This window comes from Sphingomonas sp. Ant20 (genome assembly GCF_000783375.1).
Lineage (GTDB): Bacteria > Pseudomonadota > Alphaproteobacteria > Sphingomonadales > Sphingomonadaceae > Sphingomonas > Sphingomonas aerolata.
In genome coordinates this window covers 1-2,249 of the sequence record NZ_JRVI01000232.1, presented here as the reverse complement: position 1 = coordinate 2,249, position 2,249 = coordinate 1, and the positions used below count along the sequence as shown (strand labels likewise).

Annotated in this window: 1 pseudogene; it reads right to left on the bottom strand. The window is 70.7% G+C overall.

Annotated features, from left to right (window positions below):
* A pseudogene (locus NI18_RS19145) lies at nt 1-2,027 on the bottom strand (DUF2460 domain-containing protein); the annotation flags it as partial.
* Nucleotides 2,028-2,249 lie beyond the last annotated feature (222 nt).

The window sequence follows — 2,249 nt, the reverse complement described above, 5'->3', positions numbered from 1 at the left end:
ACCGCGTCGCCGCGTCATAGTGTTTCACCAGCGCGAACCGCCGCGCGATCCCGTCGCCGAGCCCCAGCACCTCCCCGACCGCCTCGGCATCGAACGGATCGCGCAACCGGAAGCTGCGCGCCGGCCCCATCCGCGCGCGGAAGAACGCCAGCAGCACGCCGATATCCGCCTCGCTCCGCAGCCCCGGCCCGACATCATAGCTCGTCCGCGCCTCCGCCCACGCAGCGTTGCGCTGCTCCGCGCCCCCCGCGCTCGTCAGGATCGCGGTCGAAAACCCCGGTATCACTTCCGCCTCGCGCCCCAGCGCGAGCGGAAACAGCACGTCGTCATGCGCGTCCACGATATCGTCTCCCTCTTCGGTCTCGAAATGCACAAAGCCGTCGCGCATCACCTGCGGCAGCGCCCAGACGAACGTCTCGCCGACGCCGCGCGCCCGCGCCGCCACCGCCGCCGCCTCGATCCGCGCCCAATCGCCCGCACGCTCGGGCGCGGTCACGAACCCCGACAGATAGTGTTGCCGCTCGACCGGATAGCCCAGCCGGCCCTCGACCAGCGCGACCGCATCCGCCGACGACGCGACGTCGCCCGCGGTCACCCAGTCATAATCCTCCAGCTGCAGCACATCGAACGCGGGTGACGCCCAGCCGACCGGCATGTTCGCGCGCTTCGCCTCGGGCGCCCCCGCATCGAGCACCGTCGGCAGATAGGTCAGCAGATGCGTCACGCACCCGCCCGCTTCCCCCTTTACCGCCGCGACCAGGGCCGCGGTCGACGCCGCCAGGCACGCCCCCGCCGCCTCCAGCGTCGCGATCTGGTCTGCGCTCTTGCCCCCGCGGATGCTCGCCATCGCCACCGGCGCGAACGCCGCGACCGCGCTCGCATCATAGAGGCACGGCCGCCCGTCGGGCATCACCCACCACCAGGCTCGCCGACCTGGAACTGCGCCGGCAGTCCCGCCGCCACCGCGAGCCCGACACGCGCGCGCCACCGCCTGCAGATACGCCATCGCCCCGCCATGCGCGGGCGACAGCAGCGTAGACGGCGGCTCCCACCCCGTCAGCGCGGGCGCGCCATCGGCGGCGCGCTGTTTCCAGTCGTTCCAGCAATGCGCATCGAACAGCTCGTAGCTCAGCGACCAGATCACGCCGTACCCCAGCGCCTTTGCGCGCCCCGCGAAATCCCGGTGCCACGCTGCGCACGCCGCGTTCAGCACACCCCCCGCCAGCGACACGTAGAATCCACCGCCCGCGCCCTCGAGCCGGAAATAATGGCTCATCCCCACATAATGGACGATGCTCCCCCGATACCCCAGGTGCAGCGCGTTGCGCAGCAGCCGCGCCGGCGTCAGATTATAGCTGTCGTCATAGCCGCTCGCGATCCGCAGCCCATGCTCGGGCACCACCGCCTCGCCGATCGCGAGCACCGATCCCGGCCCCTCGCACGCCATCTCGGTCAGCTCGACCCAGCCCTCGCGCATCCCCGCCAGCGGCGCGTCGACGCCGCGATAGTCGGGCGGCACCAGCGACACGAACATCCGGTCGATATCCCCCGCCCAGACGGACTCGCTGTCCTCGGGCAGGTCGAACCCGCCGACCAGCGCCGCGAAATCGAGCGACACCAGCGCGTCCTCCGGCGTCCCCACCGCATAATTCCACAACCGCACATACCAGGCCCGCGCGACTCCCGCCGCATCGCGCCCCTCGATCGTCAGCGTCGGGCCATTGATCGCATCGAGCGGCATCACACCCCCCCGACCGCCACCGGAACCGCAGCCGACACCCCCGAAAATCCCGCGCGGTCTCGTACCGCAGCAACGGATGATCATAGCGATCCTCCGCCGCCCAGATCAGCCCCGCCAGATCATCCGCCCTGTAGAACACCGCATCGACGCGCAGCGCATCCGGCCCCGTAGTGACCACCGACGCCATCATCGGCCGCGGAAAATCCACCGTCCAGAACCGCGGATCGAACCGCGACATGGTCCCCTCGACCTGCCCCGTCCGCCCCGAACACACCCACTGCGCCATGAACCATCTCCAATTCGAAGGGGGGAGGGTGAGGGGCCTTGAGGCTAGCGCCCCCGCCCAACCACCCCTCACCCCCCCGTCGCGTAACCGCTCCTCCTCCCCTCTCCCCCAAGGGGAGAGGGGGCACCAAAACCCCTCTCCCCTCGGGGGAGAGGGAAGGGGCCCGCGCGCTCTTGCGCGTGGAGGGTGAGCACGTGAGGCTCGCGACTCCCCCTCACTCCA